Consider the following 18,635-nt stretch of genomic DNA (forward strand, 5'->3'; position numbering starts at 1 on the left):
ATGAGCCTGCACGCATCCGCCGAAACCCATGAAGTCTTCAACCAGGTGCCGCCGCTGGAAGGCGCCAACCTCTACCGCGTCGATCTGCCCTTGCAGGAGTGGGTGCGCCGTTACCAGGGCGGTTGGGCCGAGGAACGGCTGGAAACCTACGGCGCCCTGGCCGGTGGGCCCCTGATGGTGGCGGGCTTCCTCGCCAACGAGAACAAGCCGGTGTTCAAGAGCCACGACCGCTATGGCCATCGCATCGACCTGGTGGAGTTCCACCCGGCCTACCACGAGCTCATGGGCGCCGCCATCGCCCACGGCATCCCCACCTCGCCCTGGACCGCCCCCCGCGCGGGCGCCCACGTGGCGCGGGCCGGCATGAGCTACCTGCACAGCCAGGCCGAGGCCGGGAGCGGCTGCCCGCTGACCATGACCTTCGCCAGCGTGCCGGCCCTGCGCCTGCAGCCCGAGGTCGCCGACCAGTGGCTGCCGAAGATCCTTTCCACCGAGTACGACCCCCGCAACCTGCCCATGGAGCAGAAGACCGGCCTGACCATCGGCATGGCCATGACCGAGAAGCAGGGCGGCACCGATGTCCGCGCCAACACCACCCGCGCCCATCCGGTGGGGATCCCCGGGCCGGGGCAGGCCTATGAACTGGTGGGCCACAAATGGTTCTGCTCGGCCCCCATGTGCGACGCCTTCCTGACCCTGGCCTACACCGACAAGGGCCTGTCCTGCTTCCTCCTGCCCCGGCACCGCCCGGATGGCCGCCGCAATGAGTTCTACATCCAGCGCCTGAAGAACAAGCTGGGCAACTGGTCCAATGCCTCCAGCGAAGTGGAGTACCGCGGCGCCCTGGCCTGGATGGTGGGGGAAGAAGGGCGCGGCGTGCCCACCATCATCGAAATGGTCGCGCTGACCCGCTTCGACTGCATGATCGGCTCCAGCGCCCTCATGCGTCAGGCCCTGACCCAGGCCGCCCACCATTGCGCCCACCGCAAGGTCGGCGGCCGCGTGCTGGCCGAACAGCCCCTGATGCAGAACGTCCTGGCCGACCTCGCGCTGGAAAGCGAGGCCGCCCTGGCCCTGACCCTGCGCATGGGCCGGGCCCTGGACAACGCCCATGACGAGCAGGAGGACAGGTTCGCCCGCCTGGTGACGGCGGTGGGCAAGTACTGGATCTGCAAGCGCGCCCCCGCGATGATCAACGAGGCCGCCGAGTGCCTGGGCGGCGCCGGCTACGTCGAGGACAGCATCCTGCCACGCCTCTACCGCGAAGCCCCGGTCAACTCCACCTGGGAAGGGTCGGGCAACGTGCAGTGCCTGGACGTGCTGCGGGCCCTGTCCAAGGAGCCCGGCGTACTCGACGCGCTGTTCGCCGAACTCGGCGACGGCCACGGCGATGCGCGCCTGGCGGGCTTCATCGGCAAGCTGAAGCAGGGCTTCGCCGACACCGGCGACATCCAGTACCGCGCCCGCCAACTGACCGAGGACGTGGCCGTGGCGCTGCAGGCCAAGCTGCTGCTGGAGGCCGGAAACGCCACGGTATCCGATGTCTTCATCGCCAGCCGGCTGGAGGGGCACGGCCGCGTCTACGGCACCCTGCCACGGGGAGTCGATGTCGAGGCGCTGCTGGCCCGCAGCACGCCGCACCTGGTTTGAGTCCATGCCGGCTGGTTCCCGGGCGATTCCGCTGTTCTTTGTGCAGCCGCGACGTTAATGTTGCCGCCGATGGTTCCGACCCCCGAGGTCGGTGAAAAGGGAACAGGGTGAGGCCTCGCAAGGGCCGATTCCCTGGCTGCCCCCGCAACTGTAAGCGGCGCACGATGCCCAACATGCCACTGGCCAGCCGGCCGGGAAGGCGGGCGAAGTACCAAGCCGCGAGCCAGGAGACCTGCCATCGTCACCGGGCCCAGCCCCCAACTCATCAGGTCACCGCGCGGTGGGCGCGGAAAGGAACCGATATGCACATCGAACCCGGCGTCGTCGAAGGCGCCAAGCTCTTCCTCAGCTATGCAACTGCCGTGGCCGGTCTCGGCCTGACGGCGAAACTCGCCCGTGACGCGGTGCGCGAGAACGGCGGCGTCGCCGCCCTGGCGCTGCGCAGCCTGCTCACCACCGCCCTGGTGTTCGGTTTCTTCGAGGTCCTGCCGCACCATCCGGTGGGCGTCTCGGAGGTTCACCTGATCCTCGGCTCCACCCTGCTGCTGATGTTCGGCGCCGGCGCCACCGCCATCGGCCTGGCCGCCGGCCTGTTGATCCAGGGCCTGTTCTTCGCGCCCTTCGACCTGCCGCAGTACGGCATGAACGTGACCACCCTGCTGGTGCCGCTCTGGGGCATCCATGAACTGGCCAGGCGCATCATTCCCGCGCGTACCGCCTATGTGGACACCTCCTACAAGCAGGCCCTGGCGCTGTCCACCGCCTACCAGGGCGGCATCGTCGCCTGGGTCGCCTTCTGGGCCTTCTACGGCCACGGCTTCAGCGCCGAGAACCTGGCGTCCGTGGGCAGCTTCGGCCTCGCCTACATGAGCGTGGTGCTGGTGGAACCGCTGATCGACCTCGGCGTGCTGGCCGCCGCCAAGTCCCTGACCCGCTACAGCCAGGGCCCGCTGTTCAACGTCCGCCTGCACCAGCCGGCCTGACGATTCCGCCCGGCGGCCAGGCCGCCGGGCACTTCGCGTTTTTCGTCGCCTTCCAGGCTGGTCGCGCCGCGTTTGCATGGCGCAAGATAGGGCCGAGTCCCCTGCCAGGAAGCAGACCGTGAGCAGTCCATCGTTCAGCGAATTCGTCGTTGCCGCCACCGCCGAGGAGGCCGTCGACCGCCTCGCCGCCCTCTACCAGCACGCCACCCAGTCCCTCAGCCAGGCCCTCAAGCGCTATATCAAGGAACGGACCCTGCCCAGCGCCGCCGAGCGGGCGCTGTTCCGCTATCCCGAGCTACGGGTCACCTACCACTGCCAGGGCGAGGTCCCCAGCACCGTGCGGGCCTACGCCAAGGTCCAGGTGCCCGGCACCTACAGCGTCACCGTCACCCAGCCCGCGTCATTCCGGGGCTATCTGCTGGACCAGCTGTCGCCGCTGATGGCGGATTACACCGTCACCGTGGAAGTCGGCGTCAGCCAGCAGAACATTCCCTATCCCTATGTGGTGGAGCAGGGCGACGAGCTGGCCGGCTCCGGGGTGACCGCCGCCGAGCTGGCGCGGGTCTTTCCCAGCACCGATCTCTCCGCCGCCAGCGACGGCGTGGCCGACGGCCTGCACGACTGGGACAACGTCGACCTGATGCCCCTGGCCCTGTTCGACGCCGCGCGGGTGGATTTCTCGCTGCGCCGCCTGGTGCACTACACCGGCAGCGACTGGCGCCATGTGCAACCCTGGATCCTGCTGACCAACTACCATCGCTACGTCGACCAGTTCATTCGCCACGGCCTTGACCAGTTGCGCGAGGACCCGCGCTTCCTGCGCATGGTGCTGCCGGGCAACGTGGTGGTGGAGCGGGGCATGGACGAAGGCGAGATGCAGGCGATCATCGACGGCGTGGTCTGGCACCGTTACCAGATGCCGGCTTACCACCTGCAGGCCGCCGATGGCCATGGCGTCACCCTGGTGAACATCGGCGTCGGCCCGTCCAACGCGAAGAACATCACCGACCACCTGGCGGTGCTGCGCCCCCATTGCTGGCTGATGATCGGTCACTGCGGCGGCCTGCGGCAGTCGCAGACCATCGGCGACTACGTGCTGGCCCATGCCTACATGCGCCGTGACGGCATCCTCGACCGGGTGCTGCCGCCGAACATCCCGCTGCCGGCCCTGGCGGAGGTCCAGCAGGCCCTGCAGGAAGCCGCCGCCCTGGTGACCGGTGAGCGGGGCGAAGACCTCAAGCGCCGCCTGCGCACCGGCACCGTGCTGACCTACGACGACCGCAACTGGGAGCTGCGCTGGGCCCAGGAGCGGCCGCTGATCAACCTGTCCCGGGCGGTGGCGGTGGACATGGAGAGCGGCACCATCGCCGCCCAGGGCTATCGCCTGCGGGTGCCCTACGGCACCTTGCTGTGCGTGTCCGACAAGCCCCTGCACAGCGAGATCAAGTTGCCGGGCTCGGCCAGCGCCTTCTACCAGCGGGCGGTGAGCCAGCACCTGCGCATCGGCATCGCCGCCCTCGACCTGCTGCGTGCCCAGCTCCACTCGCTGCATTCCCGCAAGCTGCGCAGCTTCGACGAGCCGCCGTTCCGTTGAGTCCGGTGGTGCGCCCCGCTCAGTCGGCGGTGCGCGCCACTTCGGTGTCCAGCGGCGGAACCTGCCACTGGAAGCCAGGCGTCGGCACCCGGAAAACCTCCGGGTCCACCTGGTGGTCGGCCAGGGCGCGGGCCAGGTCCCGGGGCGGGGCGAACTGGCCTTCGTCGGTGAGGTTGAAGGTGCCGAAGTGGATCGCCAGGCTGCTGCGGCAGTCCAGTTGGCGGTGGGCCTGAACCGCATCGTCCGGGTTCATGTGGTTGTCGCGCATGAACCAGCGCGGCGCGTAGGCGCCGATGGGCAGGGCGGCGAAGCGCATGGGCCCGAAGCGTTCGCGGATCAGGCGGAACTCCGGCCCCAGGCCGGTATCGCCGGGGAACAGGAAAGGACCGTCCGGGGACTGGATGACGAAGCCCATCCACAGGGTCTCGTTGGTGTCGCTGCGGATACGCGCCGACCAGTGCTGGACCGGCACCGCGTTCAGGGTCAGCCCGCCCGGCAGTTCCAGGGCTTGCCACCAGTCCATCTCCAGCACCCGGGTGAAGCCGGTTTCGCGGATCAATGGCCCGTTGCCCAGGCCGGTGACCACCCGGGCCAGCGGGAAGCGCTCGGCCAGGGCCCGCAGGCTGTAGAGGTCCAGGTGGTCGTAGTGGTTGTGGCTGACCAGGATCAGGTCGATGGGGGGCAACTGGTCGAGATCCAGGCCGGGGGGATGGTGGCGCCGGGGCCCGAGGAAGCTCAAGGGGCTGACCCGCTCCGACCAGACCGGATCGGTCAGCACGTTCAGCCCACGATGCTGCAACAGCAGGGTGGCGTGATTGATGTAGGTGACCCGCAGCTCGTCCCCCTCCACGCGCTCCGGCACATCGGGCGGCGCCTCCGGGCCGGGCTGGTCGATCCAGTCGGCCTGGGTCTCGCGGCTGAACTGCCAGCGCAGGAAGTCGCGCAGGTCCTTGTGGGGCTTGGGCTCCAGGTTGTGGAAACGGCGGCCGTCGAAGTGGGCCGTGGTCGGCCCCTGGTAGGGCGCACGGTGGAGGCCGGCGAGGGTTTTCAGGCTGATCAGCCAGGTGGGGCGCAGGGCACGCGGCATGGCGTTCTCTCTTGCGGCAGGATCGGAGTCAACCTAGCATGCCCGTCCCGTTTCGCGATCCCCAACCCGTATCCAGGCATGTCCCGTCCCCCGCGTCCCGCCCGTTCCCCGTCCCGCAGGCCCGGCGCGGCCCCCCGCCGCGTGCCCAAGGCGCCGCCCGTGGAGCCGCGCCTGGTGCTGTTCAACAAGCCCTTCGACGTGCTGACCCAGTTCAGTGACGGCGAGGGCCGCGCGACCCTCAAGGACTACATCGACATTCCCGGCGTCTACCCCGCCGGACGGCTGGACCGGGACAGCGAAGGCCTGCTGCTGCTGACCAACGACGGTCGCCTGCAGGCGCGCATCGCCGACCCGAAGCACAAGCTGCCCAAGACCTACTGGGTACAGGTGGAAGGCGAGCCCACCGATGAGCAGTTGCAACGCCTGCGCGACGGCGTGGAGCTCAACGACGGGCCGACGCTACCGGCCGAGGCGCGACGTCTGGAGGAGCCCCGGCTCTGGGAGCGCGACCCGCCGGTGCGCTTTCGCAAGACCGTGCCGACCGCCTGGCTGGAGCTGGTGATCCGTGAGGGACGCAACCGCCAGGTGCGGCGCATGACCGCCGCCGTGGGGCTGCCCACACTGCGCCTGGTGCGCGTCAGGATCGGCCCCTGGAACCTCGATGGGCTGGGGCTAGGTGAGTATCGGGAGGTCCCCGCGACGCTCTGATCCGGGGGCCAAGCCTGGAGGGCTCAGATGCCTTCGAGGCTGCCGATCACCAGCGTCTTGATCACGAAGCCCAGCACGCCCAGGCCCAGGGCGAGGAACAGGATCATGGTGCCGAAGCGACCCGCCTTGGACTTCTTTGCCAGGTCCCAGACGATGAAGGCCATGAAGGCCACCAGTACGGCGATCATCGCCGTCATCATCAACTCTTCGAACTTCTCCGGGCTCATCGCATACCTCGTGGGCTGATAGAGGCTGCACCCGCCCGGTCATGGGCCGGGCGACAGGCGGGCGGTGCGCTGGAGGTTCCGTGAGCCGAAAGGCTCGTGAGGGGCAGGGCCACGCGGGGGTACAGCAAAGCGCGGCGATTATACGCCAAGCCTCGTCCCGCGCGAGGGCCGTTCAGCTCCGCAGGTGGCCCAGGGGCAGCTCGGTGCTGCTCAGCACCTGGTTGAGCACGAAGCTGGAGCGAACGCTGGTGACGCCCTCGATCCGCGTCAGCTGGCCCAGCAGGAACTGCTGGTAGTGGTCCATGTCGGGCACCACCACCTTCAACTGGTAGTCCGCCTCCATCCCGGTGACCAGGCTGCACTCCAGCACTTCCGGGCACTGGCGGATGACTTCCTGGAAATGCTCGAAGCGTTCCGGGGTGTGGCGATCCATGCCGATCAGCACATAGGCGGTCAGGCTCAGGCCCAGCTTCTTGCGGTCCAGCAGGGCGACCTGGCGGACGATGTAGCCCTCATCCTCCAGATGCTTGACCCGCCGGGAGCATGGCGAAGGGGACAAGCCGATGCGCTCGGCCAGCTCCTGGTTGGAGATGCGCGCATCGCGCTGCAGTTCGGCGAGGATTTTCAGGTCGTAGCGATCGAGTTTATCCATGGTGTCGCCCTGCTCTTGGATTGATTGCCGTAAATGGTGACTGATTAGTGATTTATTGCGCAAGTGATGAGTAAATGAGCAATCTTAGCAATCATTGGTCGCGGGTCTCGCCGTAAGATTCTCCTCAGTTTCACGGCCCGGACAGATGTCCACCCGACCCGCCCAATCAGGTGCGTCGGCGCCGCCGAACCCACCGGTTCGAGCAGGCACCCGGGTCCGCACCGCCCAATCAGGCGGGCGAAGAAAGCGGCGATACGATTGCCTGCACCGGACGAATTCCCCCGAGGGGGCCCAATGGATTGGGCCCCCTTTTTCTTTGCGCGGAAACAGCGGGAACGGGACGCTCAGGCGTGCCGGACCACCTCGGTGGGGTCGGCATGCACCAGCACCTCGGCCTTGGGGTAATGGGCGGTGATGGCGGCGGCGGCCTGTTCGCAGAGGGCATGGGCATGCGACAGGGGCAGTTCACCGGGCAGCTCCAGGTGCAGTTGCACATACCAGTGGCTGCCCGAGACGCGCGTGCGCAGGTCATGGGCGCCCAGCACGCCTGGAATCGAGCAGGCGAGGCGGTGCATGTCGTCGGTGATGTCCGTCGACAGCTCCTCGTCCATCAGCACCGATACCGATTCCCGGGCGATGCTGATGGCGCTCCAGAGGATGTAGGCCGCGATGCCCAGGCCGAACAGGCTGTCGGCCTGCTGCCAGCCCAGGCCCGTCAGTACCAGGGCCACCAGGATGCCGCCGTTGAGCAGCAGGTCCGACCGGTAGTGCAGGGCGTCGGCGCGGATGGCGGTGGAACCGGTGGCGCGGATCACATGGCGCTGCACCATCAGCAGTGCCGTGGTCAGCACCAGGGAAAAGAGCATCACGCCGATGCCCAGGGCCTCCGCCTCCAGCGGGTGCGGGTTCCTCAGCCGTTCGTAGGCCTGGGTCGCCACCAGTACCGCGCTGACGCCGATGAACAGTGACTGGGCCAGGCCCGCCAGGGCTTCCGCCTTGCCATGGCCGTAGCGATGGTCGTCATCCGCCGGTTTCAACGCGTAGCGCACCGCCAGCAGATTGAGCAGGGAAGCCACGCTGTCCAGCAGCGAATCGGTCAGGCCGGCCAGCAGGCTCACCGAGCCGCTCATGGCCCAGGCCACGCCCTTGGCCAGCACCAGGGTGATGGCCACCGCCAGCGAAGCACGCGTGGCCAGGCGCAGCAGGCGCGCGTGCCCCGCCGGCGCTGTCGGCACGTCAGGCCGCCGGGGTCAGGCCGAAGGCGGCCAGTTGCTGCGGGTTGCCGCTGTGCTGCTGCAGGCGCGGGTCATCCAGAGGCAGGTCGCGGCCGGTTTCGCGCTCGATGATGGCTTTCAGCCGGGCGTTGTCCACCTTGCCGTCGGCCCCGATGGCGTCCCGGAGTGTCTCCGGGGACACCTGGGCGGTCTGGCCTTCGGGCAGGTAGATGGCCCCGGTGGCGAAGTCGACGGCGAAGGCGACCAGGCCGGGGATCACATAGAAGAGGATGCCGATGGCGTTCAAGCCAGCGACCAGGGGGTCGATCTTGCCTTCGATCTGGCCGCGACGGTCCGGGAAGAAAAGGGTGCCGCAAGCGGTCAGCTGGGTGACGAGGGTGGCGGCCAGTGCGGCGCCGATCACGCGAGAAGCAGTGCGCATAAGCATCTCCTGATGAAAGATCGCAACTATATCAAGCCCTTTGTTGCAGGACTGCCCGCCAAGGGGGGCAACCCATGAAAAGTGCCGGTGTCCGGTGACTTTTCCTACAAGTCTTGAGACCCGGGCAAGGAACCAGCGGTTCGCCGTTATACTTTTGCGCCTGCCTGGAGTGTCCATGAACCCGTTACCCATAGATGCCGTCCTGCCCGAGTTGCGGGCCGCCCTCCGATCCCGCCACGAAGCCGTGCTGGAGGCGCCTCCGGGCGCCGGCAAGACCACGCGCGTCCCCCTGGCCCTGCTGGACGAGCCCTGGCTCGCCGGCCAGGGCATCCTCATGCTGGAGCCGCGCCGCCTGGCCGCCCGCGCGGCGGCTGAGCGACTGGCCTCGGAGCTCGGCGAACGGGTGGGCGAAACCGTCGGCTACCGCATTCGCCTGGAGTCGAAGGTCGGTCCGCGCACCCGCATCGAAGTGGTGACCGAGGGCATCCTCGCCCGGCGCCTGCAGGACGATCCCGCCCTGGAAGGCGTGGGGCTGGTCATCTTCGACGAGTTCCACGAAAGGAGCCTGGACGCGGACCTGGCCCTGGCGCTGACCCTCAACGGCCGCGCCCTGCTGCGTGACGAACCGCCGCTGAAGGTGCTGCTGATGTCCGCCACCCTGGAGGGCGAGCGTCTTTCGCGCCTGCTGGGGGAGGCGCCGGTGGTGCGCAGCGAAGGCCGCATGTTCCCGGTGGAAACCCGTTGGGGACGGACCGTCCAGCCCGGCGAGGCCCTGGAGCCCCGGGTGGTGCAGACGGTGCTCCAGGCCCTGGCGGACGAGCCCGGCAGCCTCCTGGTGTTCCTCCCCGGGCAGGCCGAGATCCGCCGGGTGGCCGAGCAACTGGGCGAGCGCCTGGAAGGGCGAGCCGACGTGCTCCTCTGCCCGCTCCACGGTGACCTGGACCTGTCCGCCCAGCGCGCGGCCATCGAGCCGGCGCCGACCGGCAAGCGCAAGGTGGTGCTGGCCACCAACATCGCCGAAACCAGCCTGACCATCGACGGTGTCCGCGTGGTGGTGGACGCCGGCCTTGAGCGCACGCCGCGCTTCGACCCGGCCAGCGGCATGACCCGCCTGGACACCCAGCGCATCTCCCGGGCCTCCGCCACCCAGCGCGCGGGGCGCGCCGGTCGCCTGCAGCCCGGCGCCTGCTACCGGCTCTGGTCCGAATCCCAGCATGAGCAACTGGCCGCCCATGGCAGCGCCGAAATCCTCCAGGCCGACCTGGCCGGCCTGGCCCTGCAACTGGCCCGCTGGGGGGTGAACGACCCCAGCGAACTGGCCTGGCTCGATCCGCCGCCCAGCGCCGCCTATGGCCAGGCCCGCGACCTGCTGCGGCGCCTCGGCGCCCTGGCCGAGGATGGCAGCCTCACGCGCCACGGCCAGGCCATGGCCGAACTACCGGCCCACCCGCGCATCGCCCACCTGCTGTTGCGGGGCCAGGCGCTGGGGCTGGGTGCCCTGGCGTGCGACCTGGCGGCGCTGCTGGGGGAGCGCGACATCCTGCGCGGTGCCGGGGCCGACCTGCACAGCCGGCTGGCCCTGCTGGCCGGCGAAGACAAGGCCGTGCGTGGCGCCCGGGGTGGCGTGCAGCGCGCCCGGCAGTTGGCGCGGCAATTCCGCGCCTACCTGAAGGGCCCTGCCAGTGAGCCGGTGGCCGATCCCGACCATCCTCGCTGGCTCGGCTGCCTGCTGGCCTTCGCCTACCCGGACCGCATCGCCCAGCAGCGTCGCGCCGGGGGGGCCGACTACCGCCTGGCCAACGGTCGCGCCGCCACCTTCGGCGAGCCCGATGCGCTGATGAAGGCCTCCTGGCTGGTGATCGCCGACCTGGGCAGCCGCCAGGGCCAGCGCGAGGAACGCATCTACCTGGCCGCCGACCTGGACCCGGCCCTGTTCGAGGGACCCCTGGCCGAGCAGGTGAGCCGCCAGGACCTGCTGGACTGGGACGAGCGCGAAGGCGTGTTGCGCGCCGAGCGTCAATTGAAGGTGGGTGAACTGGTGCTGGCGCGGGAAGCGCTGAACGGCCTGGACGAGGAGGCGCGCGCCCGGGCACTGCTGGGGCTGGTGCGGCGCAAGGGGCTGGAGCTGCTGCCCTGGACGCCCGAGTTGCGCCAGTGGCAGGCGCGGGTGGCCTTGCTGCGCCGCCTGGACATCGCCGCCAAGGGCGAGAGCGAGTGGCCGGACCTGTCCGATGCCGCCCTCCTAGCCAACCTGGAAGACTGGCTGCTGCCCTGGCTGGGCAAGGTCAGCCGCCTCAGCCATTTCGCCAACCTCGACCTGGCCGGCATTCTCCAGGGGCTGCTGCCCTGGCCGCTGTCACAGAGGCTCGACGAACTGGCGCCGCGCACCCTGGAAGTGCCGTCCGGGTCACGCATCCGCCTGGACTACAGCGAGGAAATGCCGGTGCTGGCGGTGCGCCTGCAGGAGCTCTTCGGCCTGGCGGACACCCCGCGCATCGCCGGCGGCCGGCAAGGGGTCAAGCTGCACCTGCTGTCCCCGGCCCAGCGACCGGTGCAGGTCACCCAGGACCTGGCCAGCTTCTGGCGCAACACCTACGCCGAGGTGAAGAAGGATCTGAAAGGGCGCTACCCCAAGCACTACTGGCCGGATGACCCCCTGGTGGCCGAGCCCACGGCGCGGGCCAAGCCGAGGAAGTAGGGCCGGTCCTGCCTGCAAGGGGGGAGTGCCCGGGCTGGCGGTGCCGGCAGGGCGCATCCTGCGTTCGGCCGGGGCTCAAGGGGTCGACGGCAGGAAGAAGCGTGCCGTCAGCGGCAGGTGGTCGGAGATGCGCAGGGTGTCGCCCTGGCGCACCTTCGCCTCGATGCGGGTCAGGCTCGGGCTGTGGAATACGTAGTCGAGGGTGCGGTCCGGCCCCTTCGCCCTCGGGTCGTTGGGGAAGTGGGTGAACCATTGGGCGCGCTGGTCGCCGCTGGCCTCCTCCAGGCTGGGAATCATCGGAAAGCGGTCCCACAGTGCCTTCAGCTCGCTGTCCCGTGCGAAACGCTGTCGCTGGTGCTGCGCCAGGCCGTCGTACTGGCCGGGGGGCAACTGGCTGAAGTCCCCGGCCAGCACCCAGGGCAGGTTCTCGCGCTGCAACTGGTCCAGCAGGCCGTGGGTCATGGCGACCTGGCGCCGGAGGATCTCCGGCGCGTCGGCCAGGGTATCCAGATGGGTGTTGATCACCGCCAGTCGGCCGCCACCGCGAATGGGCAGGTAGCTCACCAGCAACGCCCGCTTCTTGTCGAACTGGCGGCTGACCGGGTCGCTGGCGCCCTGGGGCAGTTGCAGGCGCTCGGCGCTCTGGATGCCGAAGCGGCTCAGGGTGGCCAGCTTGAGGCCCACGCTGCCGAGTACCTGCGGGTCGGGGACGAAGGCGGCCTTCCAGTAGAAGGCCTGGCTGGCGCAGGGATAGAGGTCGGCCAGGCGCTCCTGCAGCAGCGCCAGCTGGTCCTGGTAGTCGGTGGCGCGGGCGCCGTCGTGCAGCTCCTGGAGGTTGACGATGTCCGGCTGCTCTTCGCGGATCACCCGCACCACCTCGTCGAGGCTGTAGGCCAGGTCGTCCGCCGTCGGACGCTCGTCGCGTCCCTCACCGTCTGGCAGGTCGTCACGGAAGACGTAGCGCTTGCCGGCCAGGTACTGCAGGTTCCAGGTCATCACCTTGAGCGCCTGGCCCGGCTGCAGCTGCGGCGCTTCGGCCTGGCAGGCCAGCGGCGCGGGCTCACGGGCGGCCGGATGCCAGGTCAGGGCATAGATCAGGGCGATGAGGCCGACGGCGAGGACCGACAGGCTGAGCAGGGCGAAACGCAGGACTCGGGGCATCGGCAAGGGCGGGGACTATGCTGGAAGAGGGCGAGCATACCCGAGCGACCGCCATGGCCCAAGGTCGCATGCGCCCGGGAGGAATGCCGTGGACAACGAGCCGCATGTGGCCCAGCGGGGCCCCTACGAGGTGGACGTGGTGGCCGGACGCGATTATTTCTGGTGCCGGTGCGGGTTCAGCCGGCAGCAGCCTTTCTGCGATGGCTCCCACAAGGGCACCGGAATGACGCCCCTCAAGTTTCATGCACAAGCCAGCGAGACCCTGTATCTCTGCGGCTGCAAGCACAGCCATTCGCCGCCCTGCTGCGATGGCACTCACCATCAACTGCCTGAATGATCGGGAGCCGGCATGCCGCGCGGTGCAGTCCTCTGGTCAGTTTCCGATCCCACCGCCCGTGCCGGCCGCCGCCTCGCCGGCCTGCTGGGCGCCTGGATGCTGGCGGGCCTTGCGTCCGCCCAGCAGCCGGCGCCGCTCAAGGTGATGACGGACTACTGGCCTCCCTTCCGCATCGCCGGTGATGGCGGTCGGCTGCAGGGCCTCGACATGGACCTGCTGGCGGAACTGGAGCGCCGCACCGGGCTGCGCTTCGATGTGCGGCGGGCGCCCTGGAGCCGTGGGCTGGCCGCCCTGGAGCGCGGCTCCGCCGACCTCATGACCGGACTGGCCAGAACCCCCGAGCGGGAGCGATACATCGATTACCTGGAGCGCCCCTACTTTTCCTGCGCACCGCGCTTCTACATCCGGCCGGACGTGGCGCCCAGGGTGACCGGCTATGGGCAGCTGGCGGGTTACGACATCGGCTTCGTGCTGGGTTCGGCGTACTTCGAGCCATTCGATTCCGACCCGGCCTTGCGCAAGGTCGGTGTCAGCGGTGAGGGGCAACTGCTGGAGATGTTGCAGCGCAAGCGGTTGCAGTTGGTGATCGGCACCGATTGCCAGGTGGACTATGAGCTGCTGCGCAACCCGAAGCTGGCGGGGCGCATCGTCAAGCTGGCCTACCGGCCACCGGCCCGCACCGAACTCTTCGTCGGCTTCTCGCGCCAGCGGGTGCTGGCGCCCCAGCGCGACGCCATCGCCCAGGCGCTCGGGCAGATGCTCGATGAGGGCTGGGTGCTGAAGGCCGCGCAGCGCTACAGCGCCGGCGCTCAGTGAGCCCCGGGGTCGACGAAGATCTCGTAGCCCGGGTCCAGGGCCAGGTCCCAGAAGGTGGCTTCGATCTTGTGGCCGTCCAGGTCACGGATGAAGCAGCCGTAGTAGGGCTCGCCGTACTCCACCCGCGGTCCCGGCTCCCCGTCCGAGGTGCCGCCGGCATCCAGCGCGGCTTCGTAGAACGCCAGCACCGCGTCCCGGCTGGGGGCGAAGAAGCCGACGTGGGTACCGTTCCCCGTTGTCGCCGGGCGTCCGTCGATGGGGGCCTGGATCCAGAACTCCGGGTATTCGCGACCGAAGGCCACGGCGCCGGGGTGCGCCATGATGCGCTTGCAGCCCAGGGTGGGCAGCACGTGCTCATAGAACGCCACGGCGCGCTCGAAGTCGTTGGTGCCCAGGGAGATGTGGGACAGGATGCTGGGATTGTCGGCCATGCTCGAGCTCCTTCACGAGATTCCGGGAAAGACTAGCAGCTCTCCCGGCACGCTCGTGTCAGAACGCCTTTCAGTCAGGTTTCGGCCGCCTGCTCCTCCCGAAGCAGGCTGTACATGCGGAACAGGGCGACGGTGACGAACAGCTGGAAGAGGCTGTTGAGCGTTTCCAGAATCACGGTGCCCACCGGGTCCGGGTTGGTGTCCAGCTCGCGGTAGGCGAACCAGTCCACGATCCAGATCGGTCCCATGATCAGCAGGATGGTGGCGAGGATGGTCCAGAAGTGACCGCTGGTCAGGGCGAAGCTGTCACGGATGGCATCCAGGGGGGAGCGGCCTTCCAGCACCAGCAGGTACTCGGCGAAGGCCACCTTGATCATCACGTAGAGGCCCGGGAGGACCAGCATCCAGACGCCCACCATGATCAGCAGGGTGCTGATGGCCGCCAGCAGCGCGAAGGCCGGCCAGCGCATCAGCGTCAGGGCGATGATCTGCTTCGGCTTGTGGCGCATGCGGTGGCTGCGGTCGTCGACGAAGATCACCAGCGCGCCCACGTAGAGCGGATAGAACAGCATGCTGAGGACCATGGACGCGCCCTGGGACTGGGTCGGGCCCAGCCAGTTGACCAGCCCCTGCTGGGCGATGGCCTCCGCCAGGATGACGGGCAGGCAGAGCAGGGCGATTTCGCCGAAGTGGCGGGAGAAGAAGTACCAGGAGGCGCGCAGCAGCTCGAAGGGATTCATTGTCGGGCGTTCACATCTTGCGGCAGTCGGTCTTGGGCACTTTAGCCCAAGCCGGGGCGGTCTCCAAAGGGAGGTTCAGGCTGAATGGCAGCGCGGCGCCCGGCTCGACGGTCGGGACGGGCGGAGGCGACGACACGCCAGCGGCCCGGGGCGGCGAGAGATCGTCCAGCCCGGCTTCCCGCAGCACCTGCTCCTCGATCTGGTGCAGGCGGCCGTCGCGTTCCATGCGTCGCAGCACCGCCTCGAGGCGGGGCACCAGGTGGCGATGGCGGGGGTTCAGGTAGTGGTGCATGGCGAAGCGTTCCAGCGCCGGGTGCAGCGGCCGGATGCCCGCCAGGCCCCGCTGGCGGAGGATGCGCATGCCGGAGTAATAGTCCTCCACATGCACGTCCACCCGTCCGCCCGCCAGCTTGAGCAGACCGTTCTCCACGCCGTTGGACGGCGACTGGCGTACCCCGGCGAGGCGCATCTCGAGGGCGCCCTTGCCCCGTTCGAAACCCACCCGGTAGGGCTTGAGGCTCGACCAGCCCTGCACCGGCAGCGGGCGATTGGCGAAGGCCACGGCGTAGGAAACGAAGAGTGCCGGGCGGACCTGCAACAGGTCGTTGGGTTGTTCGGCGATCAGGCTGCTGCGGCAGAGTTCGCCGTCGTTCAGTCCGCGCTCGGCATCCTGGAGAGCTCGCGCGGCGGGCGCTGCACGGGTTTCGATGGGGATGCCGAGCTGGCTGTAGGCTTCCGCAAGGATGCGTTCGCAGATCCGGAAAGACGGTAGCCCCTTGTCGGGGAAGGCGCTGAACACCAGGCGGGGTTCCGTCTGGCCGAAGGGGGAGAGCAGGAGCAGGGCAAGCAGGCAGCATCCATGAGCGCGCATTGCGGTTCGCCTCGGGCAGGGCCTGTGCCGGAGTGACTGCAAAACGGCGCCGCCTGCCATGGCGGACGCCCTGCTCCCTGCAACAGACCCTCGCGGTGGGTCTCGGCGTCGTCCCCGTTCTTCACGGTAGCGGGGATGCTGGAAACTATAGACCCGCCGGCCTCGGGGCGCCGGCCAGGCGTCGAGTTCTTCCGGTGCCGATCCACTTTCCTGATTCCGAGACTGGCATACTGGCCGCCATCTACCCGTGGCGGGCCGTCGCCCGCCGATTCGCGAGGAGCCGCGTTGAAGAAAATCGCCGTATTCGCCGACGTGCAGAACCTCTACTACACCGTTCGCCATGCCCACGGCTGCCATTTCAACTATGGCGCCTTCTGGCAGGGCATCGCGGCCGAGGGCCAGATCGTCGAGGCCAACGCCTACGCCATCGACCGTGGCGATCCGCGCCAGCAGCAGTTCCAGCAGATCCTGCGCAACCTCGGTTTCAACGTGAAGCTCAAACCCTTCATCCAGCGCAGCGATGGTTCGGCCAAGGGCGACTGGGACGTGGGTATCACCATCGATGTGCTGGATGCCGCGCCCCGGGTCGACTGCGTGGTGCTGGCCTCCGGCGACGGTGACTTCGACCTGTTGCTGGAGCGCGTGGCCAAGGCCCATGGCGTCGAGACCCTGGTCTACGGCGTGCCCGGCCTCACCGCCCAGTCCCTCATCCGTGTCGCCAGCCGCTACCAGCCCATCGAGGGTGCGCTGCTGCTGCGCAACTGACTTCTCCTGACCTGGAATTCCCCGTGGACCCCATCGCCGTCATCGACTTCGAAACCACCGGCATCACGCCGGGCAGCCACTGCCGCGCCACCGAAATCGGCGTGGTGATCCTGGAAGGTGGGCGCATCTTCGACCGTTACCAGAGCCTGATGAACGCCGGCGTGCCGGTGCCGCCCTTCGTCCAGGGGCTCACCGGCATCACCAACGCCATGCTGCGTGAGGCGCCGCCCGTGGAACGGGTGATGGCGGAAGCGGCGGACTTCATCGGCGACCTGCCGCTGATGGCCCACAACGCCGCCTTCGACCAGAAGTTCTGGGACTTCGAGCTGGCGCGCATCGGCCGCACCCGACGCCAGGCCTTCGCCTGCTCGTTGCTGCTGGCCCGGCGACTGTTGCCGGAGGCGCCGAACCACAAGCTGGGCACCCTAAACAGCTGGGCGCGGTTGCCGGACACCGGCAAGGCCCACCGCGCCCTGGCCGATGCCGAGATGGCGGCCAACCTCACGCTGCACCTGGCGGAGCGCCTGCGCCAGCGGCACGGCGTCAACGACATCACCCACCGGTTGTTCTGCAGCCTGCAGAAGGTCCCGGCGGCGAAGATTCCCGAGGCCCTGCGGCGTCATTGCGCGGGCTGAAGGTGGCTGGCAGCGGTGCGGTGGCGGATCCTTTCACCCATGATTTCGGAGCCAGCGCAGGGCGCCTAGCCCTTCACCGTCCGCAGCGGCTCCACCTTGCCGCGCTCCTGCAGCACCGCGGGGATGCGCTGCTCGAAGGGCGTCGAGAGGATCAGCGAGGTCTTGGTGGCGCCGAACTGGCCGATCTGGTCGATCAGGTCCTGCAGCTCCGGCATCGAGGCCACGGCGGCCTTGATCAGCAGGCAGGCGTCGCCGGTGACACGGTGGCAGAGCGTGAGCTGGGGGATCTTCTCCAGGGCTTCCTGGGTGCGCTTGTAGTCGCGGTCGGTGATGCGCAGTTCGATCACGCATTCGATGGGCAGGCCCACCCGCGCCAGGTCGACGCTGGCGTGATAGCCGGTGATGATCCCGGCGGCCTCCAGTTTGGCGACGCGGTCGGCCACGGCCGGCGGCGACAGGTTGATGCGCCGGGCCAGGTCGGCGAAGGACGCGCGGCCGTTTTCCATCAGGGCCGCGAGCAGCAGGCGGTCGTACTTGTCCACAGGGACCTCCGGTATCTGTTGAATCAAAGGAAAACGTCAGCCAAATAGATTGTTTGCAAGGTTTGGAAGGGCATCAAGCAGGATTCCTGCCTTATTTCGTCCGTAGTGCCTTACATAGAATAGGCCCTTACTTCCGCCTGCCTCGAGTTTTCCATCATGCCTGCCCGTCGCGCTCCCCTGTTGCTCATCGGGGCTTTCCTCGCCCTCTACCTGATCTGGGGCTCCACCTACCTGGCCATTCGCATCGGCGTCGAGTCCTGGCCGCCGTTGCTGATGGCGGGCATCCGCTTCGTCGTCGCCGGCGCCCTGATGTACGGCTTCCTGCGCTGGCGCGGCGTGCCCAATCCCAGCTGGCAGGAGTGGAAGTCGGCGGCGGCGGTCGGGTTTCTGCTGCTCAGTTGCGGCAATGGTGGCGTGACCCTGGCCGAGGACCTGGGCGTCGCGTCCGGCGTCGCCGCCCTGGCGGTGGCCACGGTGCCCCTGTTCGCCCTGCTATTCGGCCTGATCTGGGGCCAGCGCACCACGCGCCTGGAATGGGCGGGCATCGTCCTCGGGCTGGTGGGCATCGGCCTGCTCAACCTCGGCTCCAACCTCCAGGCCAGCCCCATGGGCGCGGCGCTGATCCTCTTCGCAGCGGCGGCCTGGTCCTTCGGCTCCATGTGGAGCAAGAACCTCACCCTGCCGAGCGGCCCCATGGCCAGCGCCGCGGAGATGCTGGCCGGCGGTGTCGCCCTGCTGGCCGGCAGCCTGCTGTCCGGCGAGCGCCTGGTGGCGGCGCCGACCCTAGCGGGCTGGGGCGCGCTGGCCTATCTGGTGGTGTTCGGCTCCATCATCGCCTTCAGCGCCTACCTCTACCTGCTGAAGCAGGTGCGCCCGGCGGCCGCAACCAGCTATGCCTACGTCAACCCGGTGGTGGCCGTGCTCCTGGGCATCGGCTTCGCGGGCGAGACCATCGGCCTGGAAGAGGGGCTGGCCATGCTGGTGATCATCAGTGCGGTGGTGCTGATCGGCCTGCCCCAGTGGCGCCAGCAGCAGGCCGAGCGCAAGGCCGACGGGCTGCGGGAGCAGACCGGCTGATCCCG

20 protein-coding genes and 1 riboswitch are annotated in these 18,635 nt (G+C 68.8%); of the genes, 10 read left to right on the top strand and 10 right to left on the bottom strand.

All coding sequences use genetic code 11. The features are described 5' to 3' along the window. The 3 genes from KF707C_RS03870 (at position 1) to amn (ending at position 4,227) form a co-directional block, all read left to right on the top strand. Positions 1-1,650 (top strand): acyl-CoA dehydrogenase family protein, encoded by a 1,650-nt coding sequence (locus tag KF707C_RS03870; protein ID WP_004420301.1) that lies wholly within the window; start codon positions 1-3, stop codon positions 1,648-1,650. A gap of 53 nt (positions 1,651-1,703) precedes the next feature. Then, a riboswitch (cobalamin riboswitch) is annotated at positions 1,704-1,904 on the top strand. Between the two features lie 48 nt (positions 1,905-1,952). Continuing rightward, positions 1,953-2,633 (top strand): energy-coupling factor ABC transporter permease, encoded by a 681-nt coding sequence (locus KF707C_RS03875; protein ID WP_004420298.1) that lies wholly within the window; start codon positions 1,953-1,955, stop codon positions 2,631-2,633. A 118-nt stretch (positions 2,634-2,751) separates the two neighbouring features. After that, the gene (gene amn, locus KF707C_RS03880; RefSeq protein WP_004420296.1) at positions 2,752-4,227 is read left to right on the top strand and encodes an AMP nucleosidase; all 1,476 of its coding nucleotides are present in this window, start codon (positions 2,752-2,754) and stop codon (positions 4,225-4,227) included. A gap of 19 nt (positions 4,228-4,246) precedes the next feature. Here amn and KF707C_RS03885 read toward each other — a convergent pair whose 3' ends face one another. Further along, positions 4,247-5,314: an MBL fold metallo-hydrolase gene (locus tag KF707C_RS03885; RefSeq protein ID WP_004420295.1), complete on the bottom strand. Its 1,068-nt coding sequence runs from the start codon at positions 5,312-5,314 to the stop codon at positions 4,247-4,249. Positions 5,315-5,392: 78 nt separating this feature from the next. Between KF707C_RS03885 and KF707C_RS03890 the strand changes: the two genes are divergently transcribed. Next, on the top strand, positions 5,393-6,022 hold the full coding sequence (locus tag KF707C_RS03890; protein WP_081608029.1) for a pseudouridine synthase: 630 nt from the start codon (positions 5,393-5,395) through the stop codon (positions 6,020-6,022). Positions 6,023-6,045: 23 nt separating this feature from the next. Here the strand turns inward: KF707C_RS03890 and KF707C_RS03895 are convergent, their stop codons facing one another. The 4 genes from KF707C_RS03895 to KF707C_RS03910 all read right to left on the bottom strand — a co-directional run bounded on the left by KF707C_RS03895 (position 6,046) and on the right by KF707C_RS03910 (position 8,557). Further along, positions 6,046-6,249 carry a DUF2788 domain-containing protein gene (locus KF707C_RS03895; RefSeq protein WP_004420291.1) on the bottom strand — a complete coding sequence of 68 codons (204 nt, stop codon included), beginning with the start codon at positions 6,247-6,249 and terminating at the stop codon, positions 6,046-6,048. Between the two features lie 172 nt (positions 6,250-6,421). After that, a complete protein-coding gene (locus tag KF707C_RS03900) occupies positions 6,422-6,901 on the bottom strand; it encodes an Lrp/AsnC family transcriptional regulator (RefSeq protein ID WP_004420290.1) in 480 nt (159 codons plus the stop codon). A gap of 344 nt (positions 6,902-7,245) precedes the next feature. After that, the gene (locus KF707C_RS03905; RefSeq protein ID WP_004420289.1) at positions 7,246-8,136 is read right to left on the bottom strand and encodes a cation diffusion facilitator family transporter; all 891 of its coding nucleotides are present in this window, start codon (positions 8,134-8,136) and stop codon (positions 7,246-7,248) included. Between the two features lies 1 nt (position 8,137). Further along, positions 8,138-8,557: a hypothetical protein gene (locus KF707C_RS03910; RefSeq protein WP_004420288.1), complete on the bottom strand. Its 420-nt coding sequence runs from the start codon at positions 8,555-8,557 to the stop codon at positions 8,138-8,140. Between the two features lie 175 nt (positions 8,558-8,732). Here KF707C_RS03910 and hrpB point away from each other — a divergent pair, with 175 nt between their 5' ends. Next, complete coding sequence (gene hrpB, locus KF707C_RS03915; RefSeq protein ID WP_004420287.1) at positions 8,733-11,255, top strand: ATP-dependent helicase HrpB; 2,523 nt, start codon at positions 8,733-8,735, stop codon at positions 11,253-11,255. Positions 11,256-11,330: 75 nt separating this feature from the next. Here the strand turns inward: hrpB and KF707C_RS03920 are convergent, their stop codons facing one another. Beyond that, a complete protein-coding gene (locus KF707C_RS03920) occupies positions 11,331-12,416 on the bottom strand; it encodes an endonuclease/exonuclease/phosphatase family protein (protein ID WP_004420286.1) in 1,086 nt (361 codons plus the stop codon). Between the two features lie 88 nt (positions 12,417-12,504). Between KF707C_RS03920 and KF707C_RS29620 the strand changes: the two genes are divergently transcribed. Both KF707C_RS29620 and KF707C_RS03930 read left to right on the top strand, forming a co-directional pair. Continuing rightward, entirely contained in the window at positions 12,505-12,753 is a 249-nt protein-coding gene (locus tag KF707C_RS29620; RefSeq protein ID WP_036991282.1) for a CDGSH iron-sulfur domain-containing protein, read from the top strand. A 12-nt stretch (positions 12,754-12,765) separates the two neighbouring features. Then, positions 12,766-13,569, top strand: a complete 804-nt coding sequence (locus tag KF707C_RS03930) for a substrate-binding periplasmic protein (protein ID WP_004420284.1) — start codon at positions 12,766-12,768, stop codon at positions 13,567-13,569. On the opposite strand, the gene KF707C_RS03935 is transcribed toward KF707C_RS03930, so the two are convergent. The 3 genes from KF707C_RS03935 to KF707C_RS03945 all read right to left on the bottom strand — a co-directional run bounded on the left by KF707C_RS03935 (position 13,563) and on the right by KF707C_RS03945 (position 15,611). Beyond that, positions 13,563-14,000 (bottom strand): VOC family protein, encoded by a 438-nt coding sequence (locus KF707C_RS03935; protein WP_004420283.1) that lies wholly within the window; start codon positions 13,998-14,000, stop codon positions 13,563-13,565. The two genes, KF707C_RS03930 and KF707C_RS03935, sit on opposite strands and share 7 nt — an antisense overlap. Before the next feature lie 74 nt (positions 14,001-14,074). Continuing rightward, a complete protein-coding gene (locus tag KF707C_RS03940) occupies positions 14,075-14,740 on the bottom strand; it encodes a YciC family protein (RefSeq protein ID WP_004420282.1) in 666 nt (221 codons plus the stop codon). 10 nt (positions 14,741-14,750) lie between these two features. Beyond that, positions 14,751-15,611 carry a substrate-binding periplasmic protein gene (locus KF707C_RS03945; protein WP_004420281.1) on the bottom strand — a complete coding sequence of 287 codons (861 nt, stop codon included), beginning with the start codon at positions 15,609-15,611 and terminating at the stop codon, positions 14,751-14,753. Between the two features lie 285 nt (positions 15,612-15,896). On the opposite strand from KF707C_RS03945, the gene KF707C_RS03950 reads away from it, so the two are divergent. Next, positions 15,897-16,376, top strand: a complete 480-nt coding sequence (locus tag KF707C_RS03950) for a LabA-like NYN domain-containing protein (protein ID WP_004420280.1) — start codon at positions 15,897-15,899, stop codon at positions 16,374-16,376. 23 nt (positions 16,377-16,399) lie between these two features. Then, positions 16,400-17,011 carry a 3'-5' exonuclease gene (locus KF707C_RS03955; protein ID WP_004420279.1) on the top strand — a complete coding sequence of 204 codons (612 nt, stop codon included), beginning with the start codon at positions 16,400-16,402 and terminating at the stop codon, positions 17,009-17,011. 65 nt (positions 17,012-17,076) lie between these two features. On the opposite strand, the gene KF707C_RS03960 is transcribed toward KF707C_RS03955, so the two are convergent. After that, positions 17,077-17,553 carry an Lrp/AsnC family transcriptional regulator gene (locus tag KF707C_RS03960; protein ID WP_004420276.1) on the bottom strand — a complete coding sequence of 159 codons (477 nt, stop codon included), beginning with the start codon at positions 17,551-17,553 and terminating at the stop codon, positions 17,077-17,079. Positions 17,554-17,709: 156 nt separating this feature from the next. Here KF707C_RS03960 and yedA point away from each other — a divergent pair, with 156 nt between their 5' ends. After that, a complete protein-coding gene (gene yedA / locus KF707C_RS03965; protein WP_004420275.1) occupies positions 17,710-18,630 on the top strand; it encodes a drug/metabolite exporter YedA in 921 nt (306 codons plus the stop codon). Positions 18,631-18,635: the final 5 nt, after the last annotated feature.

The sequence above is a fragment of the Pseudomonas furukawaii genome, assembly GCF_002355475.1.
GTDB classification, from domain to species: domain Bacteria; phylum Pseudomonadota; class Gammaproteobacteria; order Pseudomonadales; family Pseudomonadaceae; genus Metapseudomonas; species Metapseudomonas furukawaii.